Source organism: Coprococcus intestinihominis (genome assembly GCF_040096555.1).
Taxonomy (GTDB): domain Bacteria; phylum Bacillota; class Clostridia; order Lachnospirales; family Lachnospiraceae; genus Coprococcus_A; species Coprococcus_A intestinihominis.
On sequence record NZ_JBBMEK010000028.1, the window covers coordinates 1 to 22,090 of the forward strand.

Consider the following 22,090-nt stretch of genomic DNA (forward strand, 5'->3'; position numbering starts at 1 on the left):
GGACGCGATGTGTATAAAGGCTCCATAGCCAGTTCCACATCATCCATCCCGATTCCCTCGTCCTCAATTTCAACTTCCAGCCATTCATCCTGAATTTCCGCTCTGATCTCTACGTTTCCGCCTTTACCGTCATAACCGTGTACGACTGCATTCGTGACGGCTTCCGAAACGGCTGTCTTAATATCTGACAATTCTTCCATCGTCGGATCCATTTTTGCCGAAAAAGCAGCCACCGTCACCCGTGCAAAATACTCATTTTCCGCAATGGCATTCATTGTCAGACGCATTTTATCTCTCATCCCCGGCTCCGCCTCCTTCCACTGCTGCCAAAAACTGCGCTTCATCTTCATAACACGGAATAATTTTATGCAGCCCGGCCATCCGGTAAATCCTCCGAACCCCGCTCTGCATGCGAATGATATAAACAGCACCGCCCCATGCCCTGATTTCCCGATAAAGTCCGATCATCATGCCTACACCGGCACTATCCATAAAGACTGTATCCGCCAGATCAAAAACCAACAGCCGGAAGCACTGCTGCCTGAGCAGCCCTTCCGTGTACCTGATAATTGTTTCCGCCTGAAAATGATCAATTTCCCGGCCGGGCACCACAAACAAAATGCTGCGGACAATACGATATTCCATAAAAAATCTCCTCCCCATCTGAGGTTGGTGTCTATCCTTCATAAAACAATTTCGTTATTTATTTTTATTAAGGTACCTAACTATTGATTTTTTCAAAAATGTATTCTTGTTTCAATTTATAATTGTATAGGGATTTGCCACTAGTCTTTACCAACAGCAAGACCTCATGCCAGCATAGGCCTTGCCGCATTTTCCACATGAATAAGAAAAAGCATGTCCTCCCTACAATTAGAAAGTCATGCTTTTCTTTTGTGTTTTCACTATTTATTTAGTCCTAAGACCTATTCTCAATCGCAAGAAAATTATTCTCCGCTGCCGTCACCATTATCTGACAAACCATCGCCTGTATTGTCACCGGTGTTATCGCTGCTGTCATTGCTATTATCGCTGCTGTCATTGCTATTATCGCTACTGTCACTGCTATTAGCGCTGCTGTCGGCGGTATCAGATGTATCTGAACTGCTGATGTCAACGGCATCGATGCTTGATGTGTCGCCCAACTGGTTCAGATATTTTCTTGCATCATCGATCAGATCTGAGTTTGGATAAGACTGAATCAAACGTTTATAATAGCCGGCTGCATTACCGGTATCGCCCAGCAGCTGATAGCTTCGTCCCATGTAGAACACAGCATAGGAATAGCTGTCGTCCATCCGCAGGACTTTGGTCATACCATCGATAGCTCCGACATAGTCTTTCTTATCAAAACTGTCCTTGCCGTTCGCATACAGCGTTTCCGTCACAGAACTCTTTGTTGCTTCCTTGATAATATTATAAATCTTCTTCTCCTGGGCATTCGTAATGGCTGCAGGTTCGATTTCAGCGATCAGCATACCTGCATCCTGAAGATTCTGCTGTAGATAATTGCTGGCAGCTTCTATCAGTTTCTGCTCACTGGCACCGGCATCATCCACTGTATTGCTGGCAGTTGTCTCATACTGAGCTAACTGGCTCTTAAGATCGGTAATCTGATTCTGCAGATCGTCAATATTCTTATTGCGCTCGGAAATCTGGGCACTGTATTCCACAACTGCCTGATTGTATTCAGATGCCTTGGTTTTGGTGATTGAAGGCACGATCAACAGCCAGATAACGGCCGCACCGATAACAATACCAATCAAAATGTTGATAAAAGACAAAAATCCTGTGTTGTAATCTGCATAATTCTGACCTGACCCTTCCTCTATAACGATAGGATTCGGGTCATTGATCTGCATAAATTCTTCCTTACGTCCATGCTGATTTTTCTCAGGTTTGCCATGAAGGCGGTTAACCTCCTTCAGATACCGCAGTGTGGTCATATTATTTCTGTCAACCTTGACTGCACGCATCAGTACCTTTCTGGCCGCCGCATACTGCTTTCTCTGCATATAAAGCAGCCCCAGCAGCTGATAGGCCCGGATATATGTAGGGCTCATATTCACCACACGTTTCAGCTCAATGATCGCCAGATCCGCATTATTCTCCTGCATATAGCTCAGCGCCAGATTATACTTCTGGATCACCTTATTGGCAGCCTTTAACTTGGCCGGATTGTTCTGAATGGCCTGAATATAGTCCGCCGCAATATTGTTGCGCTCCTGAAAATGGACACTGATGACCCATTCACTGAGGGCTGCCACAATCTCTCCCATCTGATAATAAATCAGCCCCAGAAGATTACGTGCGTCTGTATTTCGTTTGTTATATTTCAATGACTGACTCAGTGATGTCACAGCACCGCTCAGATCTCGTACCTTTGCCTTGGCCAGTCCCTGGTTATAATGCCAGTTGGATGAATATATGATCTTCTTGGCCACCTTGTCCACATGACCGCAATGTGGGCATACATAGACATTTTCCAGGGGCATATTACACTTTATGCAATTCATCTGCTATCCCCCTAAAAGCGCTTGTTTCCTGATGCAATTTTAACTTCCTTCATCATATCCTCCAGGATGTCCGTTACATCCCGGAGATCATTCTTGTAAATCGCCTCTTCCGCCTGATCAATTTCAAGGCTTGGCTTAAATTTCTTCAATTCTTCTTCAAAATTAATCATCTGTCCGTCCTTCCTGCATCGTCTCTCCCTGTCGATGCACCATCTACCGCTGCAGTGCTTCGATCACACTGCCTGCCAGATACAGCGATCCCGCACAAATAAGTACCGCATTCGGATACTTCGCCGCCTGCTGCTCACTTGTGGTGATTGCTTCATTTATATTATATGAATGACCCACATATCCATGCCAGTTCTTTCTAAATATTGATGCAACTGTCTCAAGATCTGTCCGTCGATAATTCTCAATCTCAGTCACTGTCACGCCCTTCAGTTCAGGGATCGTGCAGAGAATTCGTATCATTTCCCCGTAATCCTTGTCACTGGCCACTGCAAAAAGCAGCCATACCGGTCTGCCCGCAAAACTAGCCGCAATGGACTCACGGAGCTTCCTGATGCCGCCTACATTGTGTGCGCCATCCACATAGACCCCCGGAAGCAGTTCTTCCAATCTTCCCGGCCAGTGCATATGCGCCATGCCCTTCAGAAAAACACCATCTTCCGTCTGCTGCAGTTCTGAATCCTGCTTCTGCAGCTCCTTTACAGCCATCCATGCCAGAGAACCATTCATGGTCTGATAAACCGCCTCTGTCTGCACATGAATCCTGTAACTCTTATTATCATACCTATCCTGCAATAAAAAATCAATGTTTTTGCCCCGATTTAAGAGAATTTTAACCTGTTCCGGTTCAATCACTTTCAATGGGCAGTGTAAAATCGCCGCTCTCTTACGAATAACAGCCATCGCTTCCGGTTCACTGCCGTCACAAATGACCGGCACGCCTGATTTCAAAATGCCCGCCTTCTCCCCTGCAATTTCCGTCAGGGTTGAGCCAAGAATTTCCATATGATCATAGCTGATGGATGTAATGATGGTTAAAACAGGCTGCGCGATATGATTGGTGGCATCCAGTCTGCCACCAAGTCCGGTTTCAATGATACCATACTCAATCCCCTGTCTGCCAAACCAGAGCATTGCCATCAGATAAAGCCATTCAAAATACGTCGGATGCAGATGTCCTGCCTTTTCGCGCGCTTTGACAACATGGAGCAGTTCCTCAAAAATTTCAGTAAACGCTTCTTCCGATATATTCTGGCCATTAATCTTCATCCGTTCCGTTGTCGTGATCAGATGCGGTGACGTAAAGAGCCCCGTCTTCTTTCCTGCCATCCGGAGCATACTGTCCAAAAATGCACAGACAGATCCTTTTCCATTGGTTCCGGCCACATGGATATAAGCGAACTTTTTCTCCGGATGACCAAATAAGGCCAGTATCTCATCCACATTCTCTTCTGATTTCACTTTTGAAAAACGAGGAATCTGATTAATATATTCCTCTGCCTCTGCATAATTCATGCTTATCTCTCCCATCCTGCAAGATTCCCCCCTGACAAAAGTCGATGATGGCCTTGTCTGGGAGGAATCCGGGATAAAACATTGTTTAATTCAAGTAATCGTAAACTCTTATTTCAGTGCTGCCAGACGTTCCTGGATCTGCGCCAGCATCTGTGTATATTTCTCTAACTTATCTTTTTCTGCCTGCACCTTATCAGCAGGTGCTTTATCGACAAACTTCGGATTGGAAAGCATCCCCTGTGCTCTCTTGATCTCTTTGTTCATCTTATCTTCTTCTTTTGTCAGACGTTCAATCTCTTTGTCGATGTCCACAAGATCCGCAAACGGCATGTAGAGAGCTGCCTGATGGATCAGTACAGATACAGCATCTTCAGCGATACCTGTCTTATCAGACTGAACTGCAACTTCGCTGGCATAACCAAGTGTTGCAAAGAAAGCCTTGGAATTCTCGAAAATATTTCTGACTTCTTCAGATTCAGATACAACAAATACTTTGGCTTTTCTGCTTGGCGGAACATTCATGCCTGTACGGGTATTTCTGATACCGCGGACAGCTTCCTTGATCAGCTCAACGGCTTTCTCATCCTCTTCAAAGTTCCATTCATCCTTGTATTCAGGCCACTTGGAGATCATAATGGATTCTTCTTCATTCTGAACATTGCAGAAAATCTCTTCTGTGATGAACGGCATATACGGATGAAGCAGCTTCAGTGCATTGATCAGGACTGTCTTCAGTGTCCAGAGAGCTGCTGCCTTTGTCTTGTCTTCGTCATTGTAAAGTCTTGGCTTCACCATTTCAATGTACCAGTCGCAGAATTCTTCCCAGATGAAATCATAAATCTTGGATACGGCAATACCCAATTCATACTTATCGATGTTCTCTGTGACATCCTTCGTCAGACGGTTCATCTTGGAAAGAATCCACTTGTCAGCCTGTGTCAGATCGGCCAGTGATACACCATCGATGGAAATACCTTTCTCGGCTGCCTGCTCAAAATTCATGAGCATAAATCTGGAAGCATTCCATACTTTATTGGCAAAATTACGGCTGGATTCCACACGCTCCCAGTAGAAACGCATATCATTACCCGGTGCGTTGCCTGTGATCAGTGTCAGTCTCAGGGCATCAGCACCGTATTTGTCGATAACTTCCAGCGGATCGATACCATTGCCAAGAGATTTACTCATCTTACGGCCCTGTGAGTCTCTGACAAGACCATGGATCAGTACAGTGTGGAACGGTGCCTTACCTGTCTGTTCATAACCTGAGAATACCATACGGATAACCCAGAAGAAAATAATATCATAACCGGTAACAAGAACATCTGTCGGATAGAAGTAATCCAGTTCTTCTGTCTTTTCCGGCCAGCCAAGTGTTGAGAATGGCCATAATGCCGATGAGAACCATGTATCCAGTGTATCAGGATCCTGTGTGAAATGTGTGCATCCGCATTTCGGGCATACAGAAGGCATACCTTTGGATACTACGATCTCACCGCATTCATCACAGTAGTATGCAGGGATTCTGTGGCCCCACCAAAGCTGTCTGGAAATACACCAGTCACGGATATTCTCAAGCCAGTGAAGATAAGTCTTGCTGTAAGATTCAGGAACAAATTTCAATTCGCCTGTTTTGATTGCATTAATTGCAGGCTTTGCCATTTCTTCCATAGCAACAAACCACTGAGGTTTGATCATCGGCTCTACCGTTGTCTTACATCTGTCATGGGTACCAACCGCATGTGTAATATCTTCGATACCACAGAGATAGCCCTGTGCATCAAGATCTGCGACAATCTGCTTTCTTGCCTCATAACGGTCAAGGCCGGCATATTTGCCGCCAAGTTTGTTGATGGTACCATCATCATTCATCACATTGATCTCCGGCAGATTATGTCTCTTACCAACCTCAAAATCATTAGGGTCATGGGCTGGTGTAATCTTAACAGCACCTGTACCTTTATCCTTATCCGCATGTAAATCGCCTACAACAGGGATTTCTCTGCCAACAAGCGGAAGAATAACCTTCTTGCCGATGAGATCCATATAACGCTCATCCTCCGGATGAACAGCAACCGCTGTATCGCCCAGTAATGTCTCAGGACGGGTTGTGGCAATTTCAATAAATCTTCCCGGCTCACCGGCTACCGGATACTTGATATGCCAGAAATGGCCGACCTGTTCTACATGTTCTACCTCTGCATCGGAAATCGATGTCTTACAGACAGGACACCAGTTGATGATTCGGGAACCTTTGTAAATATAACCTTTCTCATGCAGCTTGCAGAAAACTTCTTCTACAGCCTTAGAACAGCCTTCATCCATTGTAAAGCGCTCTCTGTCCCAGTCAGCGGAAGAGCCCAGTTTCTTCAACTGTTTGATAATACGGCCGCCGTACTCTTCCTTCCATTCCCATGCTTTCTCAAGGAAACCTTCACGTCCGAGTTCTTCTTTGCTGATGCCTTCTTCTTTCATCTTATTGATAATCTTGACCTCAGTTGCAATGCTGGCATGGTCTGTACCCGGCTGCCATAATGCTTCATAGCCCTGCATTCTCTTGCAACGAATCAGGATATCCTGCATCGTGTTATCAAGGGCATGACCCATATGAAGCTGTCCTGTAATATTTGGAGGCGGCATCACAATCGTAAAAGGTTTCTTGCTTCTGTCTACCTCTGCATGAAAATACTTCTTCTGAAGCCAGCGGTCATAAATCTTCTCTTCAATGGCCGCAGGATTATAAGTTTTTTCCATTTCCATAATTTTAATCTCCTGTCTTCTTTGTAAAGTGACTGCAAGGCCACATGCAAGCATGGGCTTTGACTCATTATTCGCGTAAAAAAAAGCCCTCACATCCAAAAAGGGCGAGAGCTCGCGGTACCACCTTTATTCACATATTCCAATGACACACATCCGTCATCGCTTCGATGCGCACAGCAATCTATCCGCTGTCTGATGCATGGCACTTCCATATGCCTTCAGAGCCTTTAACGGAGCCACCCGTTACAGCCTACTAAAACCGGTCGTCAACTCTTCGCCGCCTGTTCCTGTTCAGCCATCCTGTTCAAAAGCTACCTTCAATACACATTGCTCTAAGCGGTCTTCCAGCTGCCAAACCGCTCTCTCTGAAGAGATCCTGTATCTACTCCTCTTTCTCGCCACATTTTCTATTCTCTATATTATAATTACCACAAAAATTTGTCAAGCACGAATATCAACAAACCGTGCGCCTGACACATTCTTTCTGTCTGAAAAAGCGGCTGTACCTCATCAGCACAGCCGCTTTTTCCTTCTCTAAATATAAATATTCATCTACCTTCCCGATCTCAGTTATCTGACACCTAAGAAAGCTGCTCCATTACCCATTCCAGATCTGAAGTTGTCTTCATTTTCTCAAGAACTTCTTCATCTTCCAGAACCTCACAGATCTTGGATAAAAGTTCCAGATGTTCATCACCGATTCCGGCAATACCAAATACAAGTTCTGCCTTCTCATCACCGAAATCCACACCTTCAGGATACTGCAGGAATACGATACCTGTCTTCTTAACCGTTTCCTTAGCCTGACTGGTACCATGCGGAATAGCAACACCCATACCCATATAAGTTGTCACCAGTTTTTCACGCTCCTGCATGGCATCTACATAAGTTTCATCTACATAACCAAGCTCTGCCAACAGTTCCCCTGCTGCCCGAATGGCTTCTTCTTTAGAAACCGGCTTCTGATTCAGACGGATTCCCTGCTTAACAAGAATCTGCGGCTTATCCGTTTCTGTTGCCTCAGTCTCATTTCCCGCTACTGCGGCAGGAACATCTGATGCCGTTTCTGCTTTTTCACTCTCACTGCCGGCATGACATAACTGTTCATAAAGTGCATCCAGTGCCGGGTCAGCCAGGAAATTACCGATGGTCACAAGCTGCGCCTGCGGTGCGGATTTTCTGGCACGCTCTGCCAACGTGGTCTGAACAACGGCAACATCACAATCGAATGGAATATTATCCACTGAAGTATTGCTTACGTGAATTTGAGGACATACTTCTTTGAGACGATTTCTGAATTTCGTTGCTCCCATGGCAGATGAGCCCATTCCCGCATCACACGCAAAGATGATCTTTTTGATCTGAGATGCATCTTTGATCTCAGTCTGTACAGTCTGCCCTTTGGCTTCCGCTTTCATGGCTGCCATCTCAGACTGTGCAGCTTCCAGACTGTTCTTTCCGCCTGCCATCTTGACAATCGGTGATGCAACTGCAAATGAAACACCTGTCGCAATTCCCACACCCACCAGTACTTTCCATATATCAGAACCCGGTGTCATCATCAGATAAGCGATGATGGAACCCGGAGATGCCGGTCCCACAAGGCCGCAATCCATCATATTAAACCAGAAGATAGAAACCATATTGCCAATAATCGGTGCAATGATCACCAGCGGATTCATCAAAATATACGGAAAATAGATTTCATGGATACCACCCAGCACATGGATGATGATTGCTCCTGGTGCAGACTGCTTGGTCTTCATATCTTTACAGAAGAACATATACGCCAGTAATACACCAAGACCCGGACCCGGATTCGGCTCCAGCATGTACATGATCGACTTGCCGGCCTCCGCCGCCTGTGCTGTTGCCAACGGTGTAAAAATACCATGATTAATGGCATTATTTAAGAACAGGACTTTTGCCGGCTCAATAAAAATAGCAACCAACGGCAACAGACCATGTACAACAAGAATATTGACGCCTGTAGCAAGCACTACCAGAATTGCGCTCATGACCGGACCTACAACGGTGTATCCCAGAATCGCAAGCAGCATACCGATGATACCTGCTGAAAAGTTGTTGATCAGCATCTCAAAACCCGCCGGCATATGGCCGTCCATTGCTTCATCAAACTTCTTGATACAGAAACCACCCAATGGTCCGATGATCATGGCCGCCATCAGCATAGTGATGGATGTATCACTCATAATGGCACCAATAACAGCAATAGCACCAACAACACGACCTCTGTCGCCGCCAACCATCTTACCACCGGTAGATGCGATCAGAATCGGAATTAAATAGGTGAGCATCGGTGATACCATACTGTTTAACTTTTCATTTGGTATCCATCCGGTATCAATAAATAATGCTGCCAGGAAACCAAACGCGATCAAAGCCCCGATATTCGGCATGACCATTCCCGACAAAAACTTACCAAACTGCTGTACTTTATTTTTCACGATATACCTCCCCATAACGTCTTATACGGCGCCGCAATGGGAAATATACACTCTCTCAGCGATTAATAAACAGTAATATGGTGCGTTTCACACGCCAACAGGAATTCCTTCGGCAGATTGCCATCAGATATAATAATATCCACATCTGCCAGTCCACAAATTGTATAGGTACTCTTAATATCAGTTTTGGAAGCATCCATCAGAACCACCACCTGTTCTGCCTGTTCAATTGCTGTCCTTTTTAACATCGCCTCTTCATTGTTGCCGCAGGTAAAACCTGCTTTCATCGAATAGCCCGTCACCCCAAGAAACGTCTGATGAAAATTAACCTGTTCCAGTTCACGAATGGCTGAAATGCCATATACACTGATACTATAACGGTTCAGCTGACCACCCGGCAGCATAATGACCGGCTTCGTCAGATTCGCCAGCTCAGTGGCACAGGAAAGACCTGTTGTATAGATCAGATTGGACTGATCCGGAAAAATCTTTGCCAACTCTGTTGTCGTACTTCCGGAATCCATGAATATCGCCGTATCCGGCTGAATAAGCTTCAAAGCTTTTCTCGCAATTTCCTGCTTCGCCTGTATATTGCGCACGGCACGTCTTGTGAGATAATCATCCGTTCCGATCACCAGCTGTACAGACTTAGCTCCGCCATGGATCCTGACAATTTCCTTTGCCTCATCCAGAGCTTTCAGATCTGTACGCAATGTCATCTCAGACACATTCGAAAACTGTTCCTTAATCTGTGAAAAACTCACTGTTCCATACTTATTTACCAGTTCCACAATCGCATTTCTGCGTATTTCCATTGCATCCATCGTCGCTCCTCCCCGTCAGAATCCTGTTATCCTGACGGAATCAGAGCATTCTGACGGTTTCTATTCTTCTGTAATAAAGTTTGCAAGTAAAAATTCTTCAGCTTCAGGACACCATAATCCCTGATGAGCATCCACAATATCTGCCAGTGCTGCATAGCGGTCATCATTTCTCTCCTCTGCCGCCTTACGTAATTCATCCAGTGCAGTTAAAGGCATGGACAGATGCGTATAGATCAGCTTCTTGCCGCCCGGAATCTTCGGAAGATTCAATGTTGTCTCTGCAGCTGCATCAAGACCACCGATATGTGTGACCATAACTGCCGGATTAATGCGTTTTGCTGCTGTCAGTTCAAGGGATTCAATCATATCTGCTGTATTACCGCCTGTTGTACCCATAACATGTGTTGAATTATAATGAACATCGTAGAAATTCATAGTTGCACTGAAGTTCTTGTCAGTTGGTCCTGCAAAGAAGTTCAGACAGCCATCTCTGCCAAGAATGTCACTGGACTGTTTCACCACTGCAGCAACCGGTGCATAGCAGAAAACATCATCGTAGCCTGTGCCACCGGAGATTCTGATCAGTTCTGCAACAGGATCTTCCAATTTGCCTGTGTTTACAAAATGAAGTTCAATACCTTCCTTCTTATATATCTCAACAGGGAACAGCTCTTCTGCACGATCCAGACGATCCTGATTCAGATCTGTAACAACAACCATGGAAGGGCGTACATCACGATGCAGCGCATAGGTCAGTGCACCAAGTCCCATAGGACCTGCACCCGCCATAATGGCCAGCTTGCCGTTTTCCTTGATGCCCATCTCATGTGTATAAACACCCATCTGTGTATGATAAGCTGCGTGGAAAGCACCAATACTGCAGGACATCGGCTCTGCCAGGGAAGCCTCATAGTAAGCACGGCCTTTGTACTCTAACAGACATCCCAGTTCCATAACCTCAGCAGGGATCACACAGTAAGTTGTATCTCCGCCAAAGAATTCATAGGAGTAGCCAGGGCTCCACATTGTTCCTTTGTAGTTCAGAGCCGGCTGAAGTGTAAATTTCATGCCTGGTTTGAACTGATCCTGATGGTTCTTACCTACCTTTACAATATCACCTGCAAATTCATGTCCCATGATGGCCGGATGCTCTGCAACATCCTCATGTACTCTCTTGTGCTCTGTTCCCAGAATCGCACATTTGTAAGTTGACATACAAATGCTATCTGAAACGACCTTTACAAGGATCTCATCATCTGTAATCTCAGGAAGTTCAAACTCCTCCAGTCTCAAATCATTTGCTGCGTGTAATCTTACGCCTCTTGCCTTCATAATAAAAGCTCCTTTCTACTATGTTATTCCCGTTTTTTCACTTTTGCAACAACAAAGTTGAAAATTTATTGCTGCTGATATGACTTTTTTGTTTGATTGTTGTTTTGAAAGTTTATTACTTTTGTTTCAACAGCTGTTACACTTATAATATGCCTCTATCTCCTAAAAGTCAACGGTTATTTTCTCATAAAAGTGCACAAATTTTTGCCGTATTTTTTTACTTCAAAAGTTTTGACTTTTGAATTGACAGTTTGTTTTTTCTATGTTAAATTGTTGGGATAACACTGCAAAAAGCTCCGGCCTTTCTTAGTTAAAAGAAAAGCCGGAGCTTTTGCGTCTTATAAGGATGTTATTAATCAACAAGAAACGGCAGGAAATAGCGGATCTGCTTTTTCCACCACGGCCAGTCATGATCCACATCATATCCCCAGAAATCGGTCCATCCGTGGATCCCTTTTCTGTAGAAGATGTCTGCCATCTGACCCGTTGTACGGATTCCCTCACTCTCCCAGTTGCCCTGTCCTACGCAGAGAATGATTTTTCTTTCATTATACAGCTGGATATATGGATGATCTGAAGGCATATTCTCCAGAAAATGAACAGGAGAATTATTATACAGATTCTCATCGCACCATCCATCTGTGAAATAGGTGGCATCATAACAGCCGGACATGCCAAGCACACCGCCGAACAGATCCGGTCTTCTGAAGAATACAATGGCTGCGTGAGTTGCGCCCAGGCTACAGCCCAATGTCAACGGCAACTGTCCTGTACCGTTGATCTCATGTACCATCGGAAGGACTTCATCTACGATATAACGATAATAGCATTCCTGCACCCAGGCACGATAGCCCTTATCACCCCATGTGTCGGACCAGCTCTCCTTATCCACCGTATCAACGGAAAAGATCTGAATTTTTCCACCATCAATATAATCCTGAAGCACATCGATCATGCCGAAATTCTCAAAATTGTCACACATACTGTCCTGACATGGAAATACGATGATCGGCACCCCTGTATAACCATAAACCAATACATGCATCTCTCTCTGAAGATGCTCGCTGTACTGTGTATAATAATGTCGTTCCATTTTATTCAACCCCCTCTATCTTCCTACGCTGAGACATTCCCAGCGCATTCTGTACCTTTTATGTCAAATCATAGTTTTTCTTCTGCCGGTTGAGATAATCTCTGACAAAATCCCAATATTTTGCAGTTGTCTGACCATTTCCCAATGTCAGACCATCCTGTATCTTCCGGTTCTCCTCCGAATGCTCACACAGATGCTCGGCCTCTTTATAGCGATTGAGAACCGCATCACTGATATCCGTCGGGATATCTTCCTGACGGATCAACGTCAGAATCTTCTCATGATCTCCCAGCAGCTCCAGCACATACATATACGGTGCCAGAAAATCCTGGGTTTTCACCAGTTCAAAGGCCCGCTTCATACATTCCGCCGCACATTTGATATTGTGAAGCCGCAGAAAAACCATGCCCATATTGTGCCATGTGTCAGCCTTGAACTGTCTTGTCATCTCACTGTCATAATCATGCGTCATCTGATAGACAACATGGTGATAATTCTTCAAAGCAGCCATATAATGTCCGTATCGGTTATAGTTGTCCGCCGCAAGGCGCATTTGCTCTAAAGGATTCTGATGCTCCATCTCCGTGAGCTTATTGTAGATCCGGGCAATTTCCCCATTATCCAGATAATCAACCGCATTCAGAAGCAGACGTACAATCTCTTTTAATGGTTTGCCGGCGGATTTGTAATTAAATAGTGCCAGCGCCAGAGAATGGCTGCCTGTAATCTTATCCATCCAGAAAAACATCTTCTCATCGAAAAGATCATAGGTCGTTATATAAACATTCTTCGACAAATACCAGCATAATTCCTCCAGCGAGAAAATACGAGTTCCGGACATCTTCATATCCAGCGGAAAAACTTCCTGAGGAATGGTTGCCTCAATGACAGCCTCCTTCGCAGACTGCCCGGATACCTCCGAAGCCTCCCCTATATCAAAATGCATCTCCCACACTTTGCCTGTCGCCGCAAAAATCTCGCCAAATCCCATATCTGTCACACGGATATGGCAGTCTGTCTCTGATTGAAAAGAAGTCTCGATCAATAACTTCGTTGTCTTCGGCGGACGCTGCGGCAGAGCATCCAGTGTCATCACCGCCGTCTGCTCAAAATTCGTCAGCGGATCCCGCATTCTGATCATCAACTGTTCCTGACCGTCTATAATAATCGCTTTTCTTGAAACAGCACTGTACCAGGGTGTCCCAGCCGCTGCCAGTATCAGCTTCTGTGGTGCATGCTTATGTACCGACCGCAGATAGATATCTTTCGTCAGCAGACCGGCATTCGCTGCAATAAATCCCGGTTTTCTTCCAAAGCTTCCCTGATCAAAACTGTGATAGCAGGCACCTCGGGCATAGAGATTCTGTCCCGCAAAAACATGCCGTTTCATGGCACATAACTGTTTCAGCGAAAGATTCATCCAGCTCTTGCCGGATTCTGCCCCAGAGAATCCCTCACCTATCAGATAATAGGTTGAGATCATTCTTCTGGCTGATACTTCCTTAATCGCTTCAAGAAACTGTCTGTCCATCTCAGGCGGTACCGGATCTGCCAGTTCATGACCATCCAGATACTGGTTCAGCACCGTTGTCTCGGCTGTTACTACCGGCGGATGATGCTTCCAGGATACAGACAGATGATGATACCGCAGCCCTCGGCGATCATATTCAAACAGGCCCACATCATGGGTCCATAATTCCCGTCGCTGGGACAATGCATAATATTCATAACTCAATCGATGGCTTTCCAGCGCCAGCAACTGTGCGCCGATTCCCATTGAAGCCGCTGCACGCTTCAGCGCATCCGCTGCTGCCAGATCCACGTCTTCCATGGTAATCGTGATAAATCCGACCTCCGCACCCTCACACACAGTCTCAAGAGCCTTCAGCGTTTTCTGGAAAAATATGCCTATGAGTCCGGCCTTTTCCATACGCTCACCAGCCACATCCACCATTGGATCGTCAGCAATGCGTACAATAAAATCGCGCACCAAAACACCGTTGCCTGCCTCCGCCGCTTTTAGGGCCTGCTGCCCGGCAAGCCATTCACCATTGGAAAACAGCCTGCACAGCACTGTCGGGATTTCGTTCTGTCCATCAAAATTGACCGAATCCGGTTCTTCTTTTTCTGTATTGTAATAACTGATCTGTGAATAGTCCGCACACAGATCGTATCCAACCATTAACCTTTGTCTTTCCATGCTCTGTGTCACTCCTATTTCAGTTCAAATAACTGCTCTGTCATTTCATTGATTCTCTCATACGAACAGATCATTTCATTCACTGCCTGGCTGTCCTCTGTCTGGATTGCATGATTCATCCGGTTCAGCAGTTCCACACCGGTTTCCGGCCATGCATCCATGGCCTCTTCCCTTTGCAGTAAATGTTTCTCACCGGTTTTCTCCCCATTTTCATCCTGCTCTGAGATATAGTATTCTATCTCCTCACCTGCAAACAGTCTGAAGGTTCTGATGAAAATACCCCCAAGAATATGGCGCATCGGCTCATTGATCCACTCCGTCTCAAACTCCTGATGCAGACGGTAATGAATTGTCACCGCTGCTTTCGGACTGGTATGATATTCTGCATAGAGAAAATCAGCCAATTCCTCCGGCACCTCGGCATTCCCGGCATATTTTCTGAAAAACGGCAGAAGGATTCCCTTATCCATAAAGGCAGCTACCTCCTGCTGCAGTTTCTCATAAAATTCCGGTTCTACATGGTCTGCCTCCGAATAATACTGCAGCAGCGCCAGAGCGCATACATCTCGGGCATTCTCCACCTGATCCAGCTCTATCTCCATAATCTGGAAAATCTTCTCTCCGGATGTCTGTCCATGAACCAGATAATGATAGCCATAATATCCGAGAAATGCCCGGATCAACCGATGTCCCGGATGTGTATGATAATAAGAAACAAAAACGTCACAGCCCTCGGCCACATTATTCTCCGTAAACAATATCTCACAGAGCAGACGCTCCTCCAGCTGTTCCGCCGGCACTTCAAAATCACCGGCTGCCTTCCATATCGCATACAGCTGCTCTGTGGTTCCTGCATAAAACATGATCAGATACTGCAGAATCGTCTCGTCGTACTTGCCGTTGGAAAATGCAAAATAGGCTAATTCCACCAACAGTTCATCCTTTGCGAAATTCTTTTCCCGGATGACTCTGGAACAAAGCCGCATGATCCGTTTATCCTGAATGCCTTCGTATCCGTATTCCCGGATAGCTTCATAAGCCTTGTCAAACAGCCCTCTCTGAATAAAATATTCAATAATATGGCTGCGCTCTGAATGGCCCAGAAGCTGGATATCCAGCTGAAGCAAATATTTCTCAAGGGTCTCTCCCTCATAATTATCATAATAATAATCGATCAGATTCTTCAGGATCGTCTTCTGATAATGTCTGCTTACATCCGGCAGGCTCAGAACGCATTTGTATGTTTCAATGGATACATCATCCATCATCTGATATTTCAATGCACGTTCACTTCTGTTGAGTACCAGCATCTTATTATCCCGCCCCTGCTCATAGCAGATCCTGATATAACGGCCGGCATCCATCAGTCTGTCAATCGTATAAGGGATTGTTGACATATAACGTCCGCCCCGGGTATCCACAAGTACAATCCGATAATCATCCATATAAAGGTCCACATAAGCATCCCCCTGATCCAGCGGATAATACTTCTCCTCACCCAGCTCGGAATAATCAATGATCACACCCACGATTCCCGGATGATCACAATGAATATGATGCTTAAAAATAATCGCCGGCATCGCCTTCACAACATGCGGCGTCATCGCTTCCTTCGTCAGATAATGATGATACAAAACGGCAATGTCCTCATTAATAACACCCTTCTGCAGCTGTTCAAAAGTAAAGGCTTTGATAATACCGTCATATGCCTCGAACAATTTGCCCAGCCATTGCTCATGCTCGATCACATATCTGAACAAAAATGCCTTCTGTTTCAGTTGCAGCCGATTATCATACTGAAAATAAATCAGTACCGGAACCGGCAATTCCCTGCAATTCTTCATATCCAGTGTCGCCATATAGTATTCGTACAGTCCCTGCATCTTGATGGAAGATTTAATGCCCAGCTGATACCACTGATGGTAGATCGGATCCTTCTTCTCACCGAGAATCAGCAGATGCAGGACTGCTGAAAGAAGGTTCTTTGTCTCATACAATGAACACATCTCGATCATCGCATGCAGACACTGTCCGTGATATACATGCATGCGCAGGACAAGATCCGCAAATCTGAAAATCGTTTCGCGATTCAGGCAATCATGACGTATTCCCCAAAGGAACAGACTGATCTCAAAAGCACCCATTTCCCGGATCAGCGATGGATCCTTATTGATTATCTTAACAGCCTCCAAATACATGAGCCCGCCCATCAGATGCCTGTCATAGAGCGCTTTCGTCTGTCTGAGTACCTTAAGCTGGTGCTGTTCTTCCCTTGCATCCAGCTTCATCAGCATATAGACCAGTTCCCATCGGTCATGATATTGACCTTCCTCATAAAACTGAATAGAATCACGGACGTACTCCGTATAATGTTCATCCTGTCTGCACAGCGCATTCACATAGAGAAAATAACTGTATGCGACTGCAGAACGATATCTCAGCTCACGGCCATTGATACCATCCAGAACCTTCTGTGCTTCCTCGTTCTTGCCTTCCTCACGCAGAAAATCCGCTTCAACAACCTTGAAAAGAATATCCCTGCTGTTATTCAGACAGCCATTAATATCCTCTCTGGCATAACCAATCATCTGATTCCTGTCAATCTGATGCAGCGCATACTTCAAATACAGCCTGCACAAATGCATCCACGAAGCCTTCAACGTCTTTCTCTCAATAAAATCCACATCTCTGGCTTTCTCACGTCTGCAGCATACCGGCACCACAATACGCTGATTCAGCGTCTCAAGAATGATCTTGCCGGAAGCCACAGTATGCATTCCCGGCACAATATTGTACTCCAACTGATAATAGCTTCCCAAAAAATCCTCATCCGTCACAGTCTTCTTATAAACGCTTAAGAAATCCCCCTCTGTTGAAACGTGAATATTCACATGTCCCCACTGGTTCTTCTCGATCAGCAGATGTTCGCTGACGGGATGCTCAAGATTATCGAATTCAATCAAATCCTGTGACACACTCATCTGTACCGCCTGTTTCCGCTTCACTGTACACAGAAATTCTTCCATTGCCAGTGACATATCACTGCCCTTAATAAGTGCCGCATAAATCCGCCGATTCTTCTTATTATGCAAAAAAACACGCCCAAATTCCGGTGTCTTAAATATCTTCAGTGCCTCCGACCAATTGTCTCTGGCCAGGGATGCGAACTGATCCAGGTCATTCATCGGGCCCATGCTGGAATCGCAAAAAGGCGCGCATACCTTTACTCTGTACGGAATCGTGATCTCACCGCCATTGCTCACAATATAAAAGCATCCTTCGCACACTTCACCTGTTTCCAATGCCTGTGTATCAAAAACATAATGAATACATCCCGTTGTTCCGATCACTGTAGACTCCAGGCACTGCATCCATTTATTCGATGAGAAAATCATGGCGCGTATTTCAATATGATTGCGGCTGTTCAATTGAATCGTACCCGAATAGTGGCTGCCCGCCTCAACTTCCAGAGCAATCTCCTTCTCTGATACTTCAATCTCCGGATTCTCATACTCAAATACGCCTCTTGACAATAACTGAATCTTTTCTTTCACGTTCTCTCACCTTCTTCTCAAAATCTATCATAACTTTTTCTCTTTCTAATTCGCATAATGTATTTTATCACTAAATGCGGTTCTCTTCAATCTATAGACGACAAAAAAGATGCTCTGCGGCTGTCAGATTCTGTCAACAGCCACAGAACATCCTCTTATCACTTGCCTATGCAAATTCCGGAAGCAAGCACTGGTGCTTCTGTTCAATTCCTGTCATTCGATAAATAAATCCCGGCACTTCTGCCATCTGCTTATAGGTCACAACCACACGATTCTGCTCCAGACGTTCTGTCTGCTCCAACAGAGGACTCAAAACCGTATCCTTTGTAAAAAGATAAGTTGAACGAATAGAGAGGTCAAAAACCATATATTCCTTCTTACTGTTCATCCTAAAAGCCTGACGCTCATAATCTACAACAACGCCCGGTCTCAGCTGGTTGATGGTCAGCTGCAAATAAAAATCTCTGAAAATCGACTCTCTGGCGGAGGCCATCCATTCATAATCACCATCCAGGATCCGTTCAAACTCTTCTTCCGACAACCGTGTATAGCTCTTCGTAATAAGCCCTTCCCGCTTACTCTTCTTCTCAAGGATCAGATGGTCTGTATCCCAATCAGTCATCATCACGCAATAGCTGTCCGTATTCTCCTGATTCACACTGACGGCATCTGTCAGATAGTTGATCTCTCTGTTAAAAAATACCTTCCGGACAACCGAAATCCTGGCCGGACGGAACTTCTTCTCCTTATGTAAAGTATCGATAATATGCTTATATTCTTCCTTTGGAATAATATTGTTCTCTTCATAATACATTTCGTCAAACACCGATCTTCTCACCTTTCCCTTTCACGCTAATGGATTCCCCCTTCCATCAGCCTTCTTTGTTCTTCATTTGACTCTCTTATTGTACGATATAATTGTGTATTTATGATGAGAAAAGCCTAAAATGTTTCTAAAAAAATAAAGACTGTCGAAACAGTCTTTATTTTATAATTTATAAATATTTCATTAGTTTATTTACGCTTGATAATCTCATGACGACCAGGGCCATTGGATACCATTGTAATCGGAACTTCCAGCTCCTTCTCAATGAACTCAATATAGTTACGGCAATTCTCTGGAAGATCTTCATACTTCGTGATGCCGCGGATATCACATTTCCAACCTGGTAATGTTGTATAGACCGGTTTTGCCTTCTTGAGGAGACGTGTTGTCGGGAAGTCTCTTGTCACTTCACCATCGATCTCATATCCGATACATACAGGCAGTTCATCAAGGTAACCCAGTACATCCAGTACTGTCAGGGCTACTTCTGTTGCACCCTGTACACGGCAGCCGTATCTTGAAGCAACCGCATCAAACCAACCCATACGTCTTGGACGTCCTGTTGTAGCGCCGAATTCGCCGCCGTCACCGCCGCGCTTTCTGAGTTCATCAGCTTCTTCGCCAAAAATCTCAGATACAAATTCACCGGCACCAACTGCACTGGAATAAGCCTTAACAACTGTAATAACATCCTTGATCTCGTATCCAGGAATACCTGCACCGATTGCACCATAAGATGCCAATGTAGATGAAGATGTAACCATAGGATAAATGCCAAAATCCGGATCCTTCAGAGAACCAAGCTGACCTTCAAGAAGAATTCTCTTATTCTCTTTCAATGCCTGATGTAAAAATGCAGATGTATCACATACATAAGGCTTGATCATATCTCTGTATCCAAGCAATGTCTGATAAATCTCTTCCGGATCAAGCTTCTCCTTGTGGTACAGATGCTCAATCAGGACATTCTTCGTCTCTACAACACGATAAACTTTCTCTTTGAGGCCTTCCTCATCAAAAAGTTCACTGACCTGAAAACCAATCTTTGCATATTTATCAGAATAAAATGGCGCAATACCTGACTTTGTTGAGCCAAAGGACTTACCGCCAAGTCTTTCTTCTTCATAAGCATCTAATAACATATGATATGGCATCAAAATCTGTGCACGATCTGAAACAAGAATCTTCGGCATTGGCACATTTCTTGATGTCAGACTCTCCAGTTCCTCAACAAGATATGGGATATTCAATGCAACACCATTACCGATGACACTTGTGGTATGATTATAAAAAACACCGGATGGCAGAAGATGTAATGCAAACTTGCCATAGTCATTGATAATCGTATGTCCGGCATTACTGCCGCCCTGGAAACGGATAATAATATCTGAATCCTCGGCCAACATATCTGTAATCTTGCCTTTACCTTCATCTCCCCAGTTCGCTCCAACGATTGCTCTAACCATAAACTTACTCAGCTCCTTATATGTTTTTACATGCTTGATGCATGTATTTCTAGTAAATCCTGTCGATAATACTCTATTATTTTATGCTATATTCCAACAAAAGTAAATAGCGGATTTACATTTTATTACTCTTTCAGTAAATCTTCCAACTGAACATTGAGACAATCTGCCAAAACCATCATAACGCTAAGTGTGGGGTTGCATTTTGCATTCTCAAGATCTGATATATACGTTCTATGCAGACCACACATATCTGCCAGGGCCTGTTGTGAAACACGGCTAAGCTTGCGATAACGCTTGATGTTATAGCTTAACCGCTGTTTCATCCTTTCTATTTCACCTTCTAGTTCTAGTCTTCGTTCATTCATGTGAAATGTCCTCCATTATATCTATATCGTCTATCAATTTGGCGCAATTAACGAAAATCACTTTGACTTTTGTTAATGATTGAATCATTTTCCCATTCAATGTTACCAAAAACCAGGGCTCATTTCAATAGTCTATTTACAAAAAGTAACTTTTTTGCCAGACATTTTCTCCTTACAGGCATACAAAAACTGCTGTATATTCAGCGCCAAATCCGAATATACAGCAGCTATTATTTGATCAATAATCTGAACCGGTCCTAAAGGCCTGTCAACATATTACACCGATCAATGATAATTAGTTATATTTGTAGAAACCTTCGCCAGTCTTCTGACCAAGTTTACCACCACGAACCATCTTTCTTAACAGTGGATGAGGACGATATTTGGAATCGCCTGTCTCTGTGTAAAGAACATTCATGATTGCAAGACAGATATCAAGACCAACTAAGTCACCTAATGCAAGAGGTCCCATTGGATGGTTTGCACCAAGTTTCATAGCTGTATCAATACCTTCAACATCAGCAACACCGTCAGCATAGATACCAACTGCTTCATTGATCATAGGAATAAGAATTCTGTTTACAACGAAACCAGCAGCTTCTTTAACCTGTACAGGTGTCTTACCGATAGAAACTGAAATCTCTTTAATCTTCTCAACTGTTTCATCAGGTGTATTAAGACCTGCAATAACTTCGATCAGTTTCATAACCGGTGCCGGATTGAAGAAATGCATACCAATAACTGGTCTGTTAACGCCTGCTCCGATTTCTGTGATAGAAAGGGAAGAGGTATTAGATGCGAAGATTGTTTCTGGTTTGCAGATAACGTCTAATTCTTTGAACATTTCATGTTTAACGCCAAGATCCTCGTATGCAGCTTCAACGATCAGATCACAATCTGCACATTTATCCATAAGACCTGTTGTGATCTTACCTAAAATAGCATCTGCTGCTTCCTGAGCCATCTTACCTTTAGCTACTTTCTTGTTAAGACCTTTCGCGATCTTCGCTTTACCGCCTTCTGCAAGTCTCTCAGAAATATCACATAATACAACTTCATAACCATCTGTCTGTGCAAATGTCTGCGCGATACCTGAACCCATTGTACCTGCGCCAATAACTCCTACTTTCATTGGACTAATACCTCCTGTAACAAATAT

At 44.4% G+C, this 22,090-nt stretch carries 16 protein-coding genes and 1 other annotated feature; all 16 genes read right to left on the reverse strand.

Annotated elements, in window-relative coordinates:
- Window positions 1–299: ATP-binding protein (locus WMO25_RS03895; protein WP_349084164.1), on the reverse strand; the 299-nt coding region annotated here is incomplete at its 3' end.
- Complete coding sequence (locus WMO25_RS03900; protein WP_015513800.1) at window positions 289–645, reverse strand: STAS domain-containing protein; 357 nt, start codon at window positions 643–645, stop codon at window positions 289–291. The genes WMO25_RS03895 and WMO25_RS03900, both read right to left, overlap by 11 nt.
- Window positions 646–947: 302 nt before the next feature.
- A complete protein-coding gene (locus tag WMO25_RS03905) occupies window positions 948–2,516 on the reverse strand; it encodes a tetratricopeptide repeat protein (protein WP_349084167.1) in 1,569 nt (522 codons plus the stop codon).
- Window positions 2,517–2,527: 11 nt separating this feature from the next.
- Entirely contained in the window at window positions 2,528–2,686 is a 159-nt protein-coding gene (locus WMO25_RS03910) for a hypothetical protein (RefSeq protein ID WP_015513803.1), read from the reverse strand.
- A 43-nt stretch (window positions 2,687–2,729) separates the two neighbouring features.
- Entirely contained in the window at window positions 2,730–4,055 is a 1,326-nt protein-coding gene (locus WMO25_RS03915; protein ID WP_349084168.1) for a bifunctional folylpolyglutamate synthase/dihydrofolate synthase, read from the reverse strand.
- 93 nt (window positions 4,056–4,148) lie between these two features.
- Window positions 4,149–6,800, reverse strand: coding sequence for a valine--tRNA ligase (locus WMO25_RS03920; RefSeq protein WP_435384298.1), 2,652 nt, complete (start codon window positions 6,798–6,800; stop codon window positions 4,149–4,151).
- 97 nt (window positions 6,801–6,897) lie between these two features.
- Window positions 6,898–7,208, reverse strand: a binding site (T-box leader).
- 173 nt (window positions 7,209–7,381) lie between these two features.
- Window positions 7,382–9,268, reverse strand: coding sequence for a PTS mannitol transporter subunit IICBA (locus WMO25_RS03925; protein ID WP_349084170.1), 1,887 nt, complete (start codon window positions 9,266–9,268; stop codon window positions 7,382–7,384).
- A gap of 62 nt (window positions 9,269–9,330) precedes the next feature.
- Window positions 9,331–10,092: a DeoR/GlpR family DNA-binding transcription regulator gene (locus WMO25_RS03930; RefSeq protein WP_117527606.1), complete on the reverse strand. Its 762-nt coding sequence runs from the start codon at window positions 10,090–10,092 to the stop codon at window positions 9,331–9,333.
- A 60-nt stretch (window positions 10,093–10,152) separates the two neighbouring features.
- Entirely contained in the window at window positions 10,153–11,424 is a 1,272-nt protein-coding gene (locus WMO25_RS03935) for a zinc-binding dehydrogenase (RefSeq protein WP_349084171.1), read from the reverse strand.
- Window positions 11,425–11,776: 352 nt separating this feature from the next.
- Window positions 11,777–12,517 carry an esterase family protein gene (locus WMO25_RS03940; protein ID WP_349084172.1) on the reverse strand — a complete coding sequence of 247 codons (741 nt, stop codon included), beginning with the start codon at window positions 12,515–12,517 and terminating at the stop codon, window positions 11,777–11,779.
- Between the two features lie 58 nt (window positions 12,518–12,575).
- Window positions 12,576–14,717 (reverse strand): DUF5716 family protein, encoded by a 2,142-nt coding sequence (locus tag WMO25_RS03945; RefSeq protein WP_349084174.1) that lies wholly within the window; start codon window positions 14,715–14,717, stop codon window positions 12,576–12,578.
- Window positions 14,718–14,731: 14 nt separating this feature from the next.
- Window positions 14,732–18,271: a DUF5717 family protein gene (locus WMO25_RS03950; protein ID WP_349084175.1), complete on the reverse strand. Its 3,540-nt coding sequence runs from the start codon at window positions 18,269–18,271 to the stop codon at window positions 14,732–14,734.
- A gap of 166 nt (window positions 18,272–18,437) precedes the next feature.
- Window positions 18,438–19,097: a VTC domain-containing protein gene (locus WMO25_RS03955; protein ID WP_349084177.1), complete on the reverse strand. Its 660-nt coding sequence runs from the start codon at window positions 19,095–19,097 to the stop codon at window positions 18,438–18,440.
- A 188-nt stretch (window positions 19,098–19,285) separates the two neighbouring features.
- Window positions 19,286–20,563, reverse strand: coding sequence for an adenylosuccinate synthase (locus WMO25_RS03960; RefSeq protein WP_117527592.1), 1,278 nt, complete (start codon window positions 20,561–20,563; stop codon window positions 19,286–19,288).
- 125 nt (window positions 20,564–20,688) lie between these two features.
- On the reverse strand, window positions 20,689–20,931 hold the full coding sequence (locus WMO25_RS03965; RefSeq protein ID WP_117527590.1) for a helix-turn-helix transcriptional regulator: 243 nt from the start codon (window positions 20,929–20,931) through the stop codon (window positions 20,689–20,691).
- A gap of 295 nt (window positions 20,932–21,226) precedes the next feature.
- Entirely contained in the window at window positions 21,227–22,063 is an 837-nt protein-coding gene (locus WMO25_RS03970) for a 3-hydroxyacyl-CoA dehydrogenase family protein (RefSeq protein WP_349084178.1), read from the reverse strand.
- Window positions 22,064–22,090 lie beyond the last annotated feature (27 nt).

What these genes read in the sequence shown, in the direction of transcription:
- WMO25_RS03905 (WP_349084167.1), bottom strand. Translation starts at nt 2,516, where the DNA reads ATGAATTGCATAAAGTGTAATATGCCCCTGGAAAATGTCTATGTATGC.
- WMO25_RS03960 (WP_117527592.1), bottom strand. Translation starts at nt 20,563, where the DNA reads ATGGTTAGAGCAATCGTTGGAGCGAACTGGGGAGATGAAGGTAAAGGC.
- WMO25_RS03965 (WP_117527590.1), bottom strand. Translation starts at nt 20,931, where the DNA reads ATGAATGAACGAAGACTAGAACTAGAAGGTGAAATAGAAAGGATGAAA.
- WMO25_RS03915 (WP_349084168.1), bottom strand. Translation starts at nt 4,055, where the DNA reads ATGGGAGAGATAAGCATGAATTATGCAGAGGCAGAGGAATATATTAAT.
- WMO25_RS03945 (WP_349084174.1), bottom strand. Translation starts at nt 14,717, where the DNA reads ATGGAAAGACAAAGGTTAATGGTTGGATACGATCTGTGTGCGGACTAT.
- WMO25_RS03930 (WP_117527606.1), bottom strand. Translation starts at nt 10,092, where the DNA reads ATGGATGCAATGGAAATACGCAGAAATGCGATTGTGGAACTGGTAAAT.
- WMO25_RS03900 (WP_015513800.1), bottom strand. Translation starts at nt 645, where the DNA reads ATGGAATATCGTATTGTCCGCAGCATTTTGTTTGTGGTGCCCGGCCGG.
- WMO25_RS03920 (WP_435384298.1), bottom strand. Translation starts at nt 6,800, where the DNA reads ATGGAAATGGAAAAAACTTATAATCCTGCGGCCATTGAAGAGAAGATT.
- WMO25_RS03970 (WP_349084178.1), bottom strand. Translation starts at nt 22,063, where the DNA reads ATGAAAGTAGGAGTTATTGGCGCAGGTACAATGGGTTCAGGTATCGCG.
- WMO25_RS03935 (WP_349084171.1), bottom strand. Translation starts at nt 11,424, where the DNA reads ATGAAGGCAAGAGGCGTAAGATTACACGCAGCAAATGATTTGAGACTG.
- WMO25_RS03910 (WP_015513803.1), bottom strand. Translation starts at nt 2,686, where the DNA reads ATGATTAATTTTGAAGAAGAATTGAAGAAATTTAAGCCAAGCCTTGAA.
- WMO25_RS03940 (WP_349084172.1), bottom strand. Translation starts at nt 12,517, where the DNA reads ATGGAACGACATTATTATACACAGTACAGCGAGCATCTTCAGAGAGAG.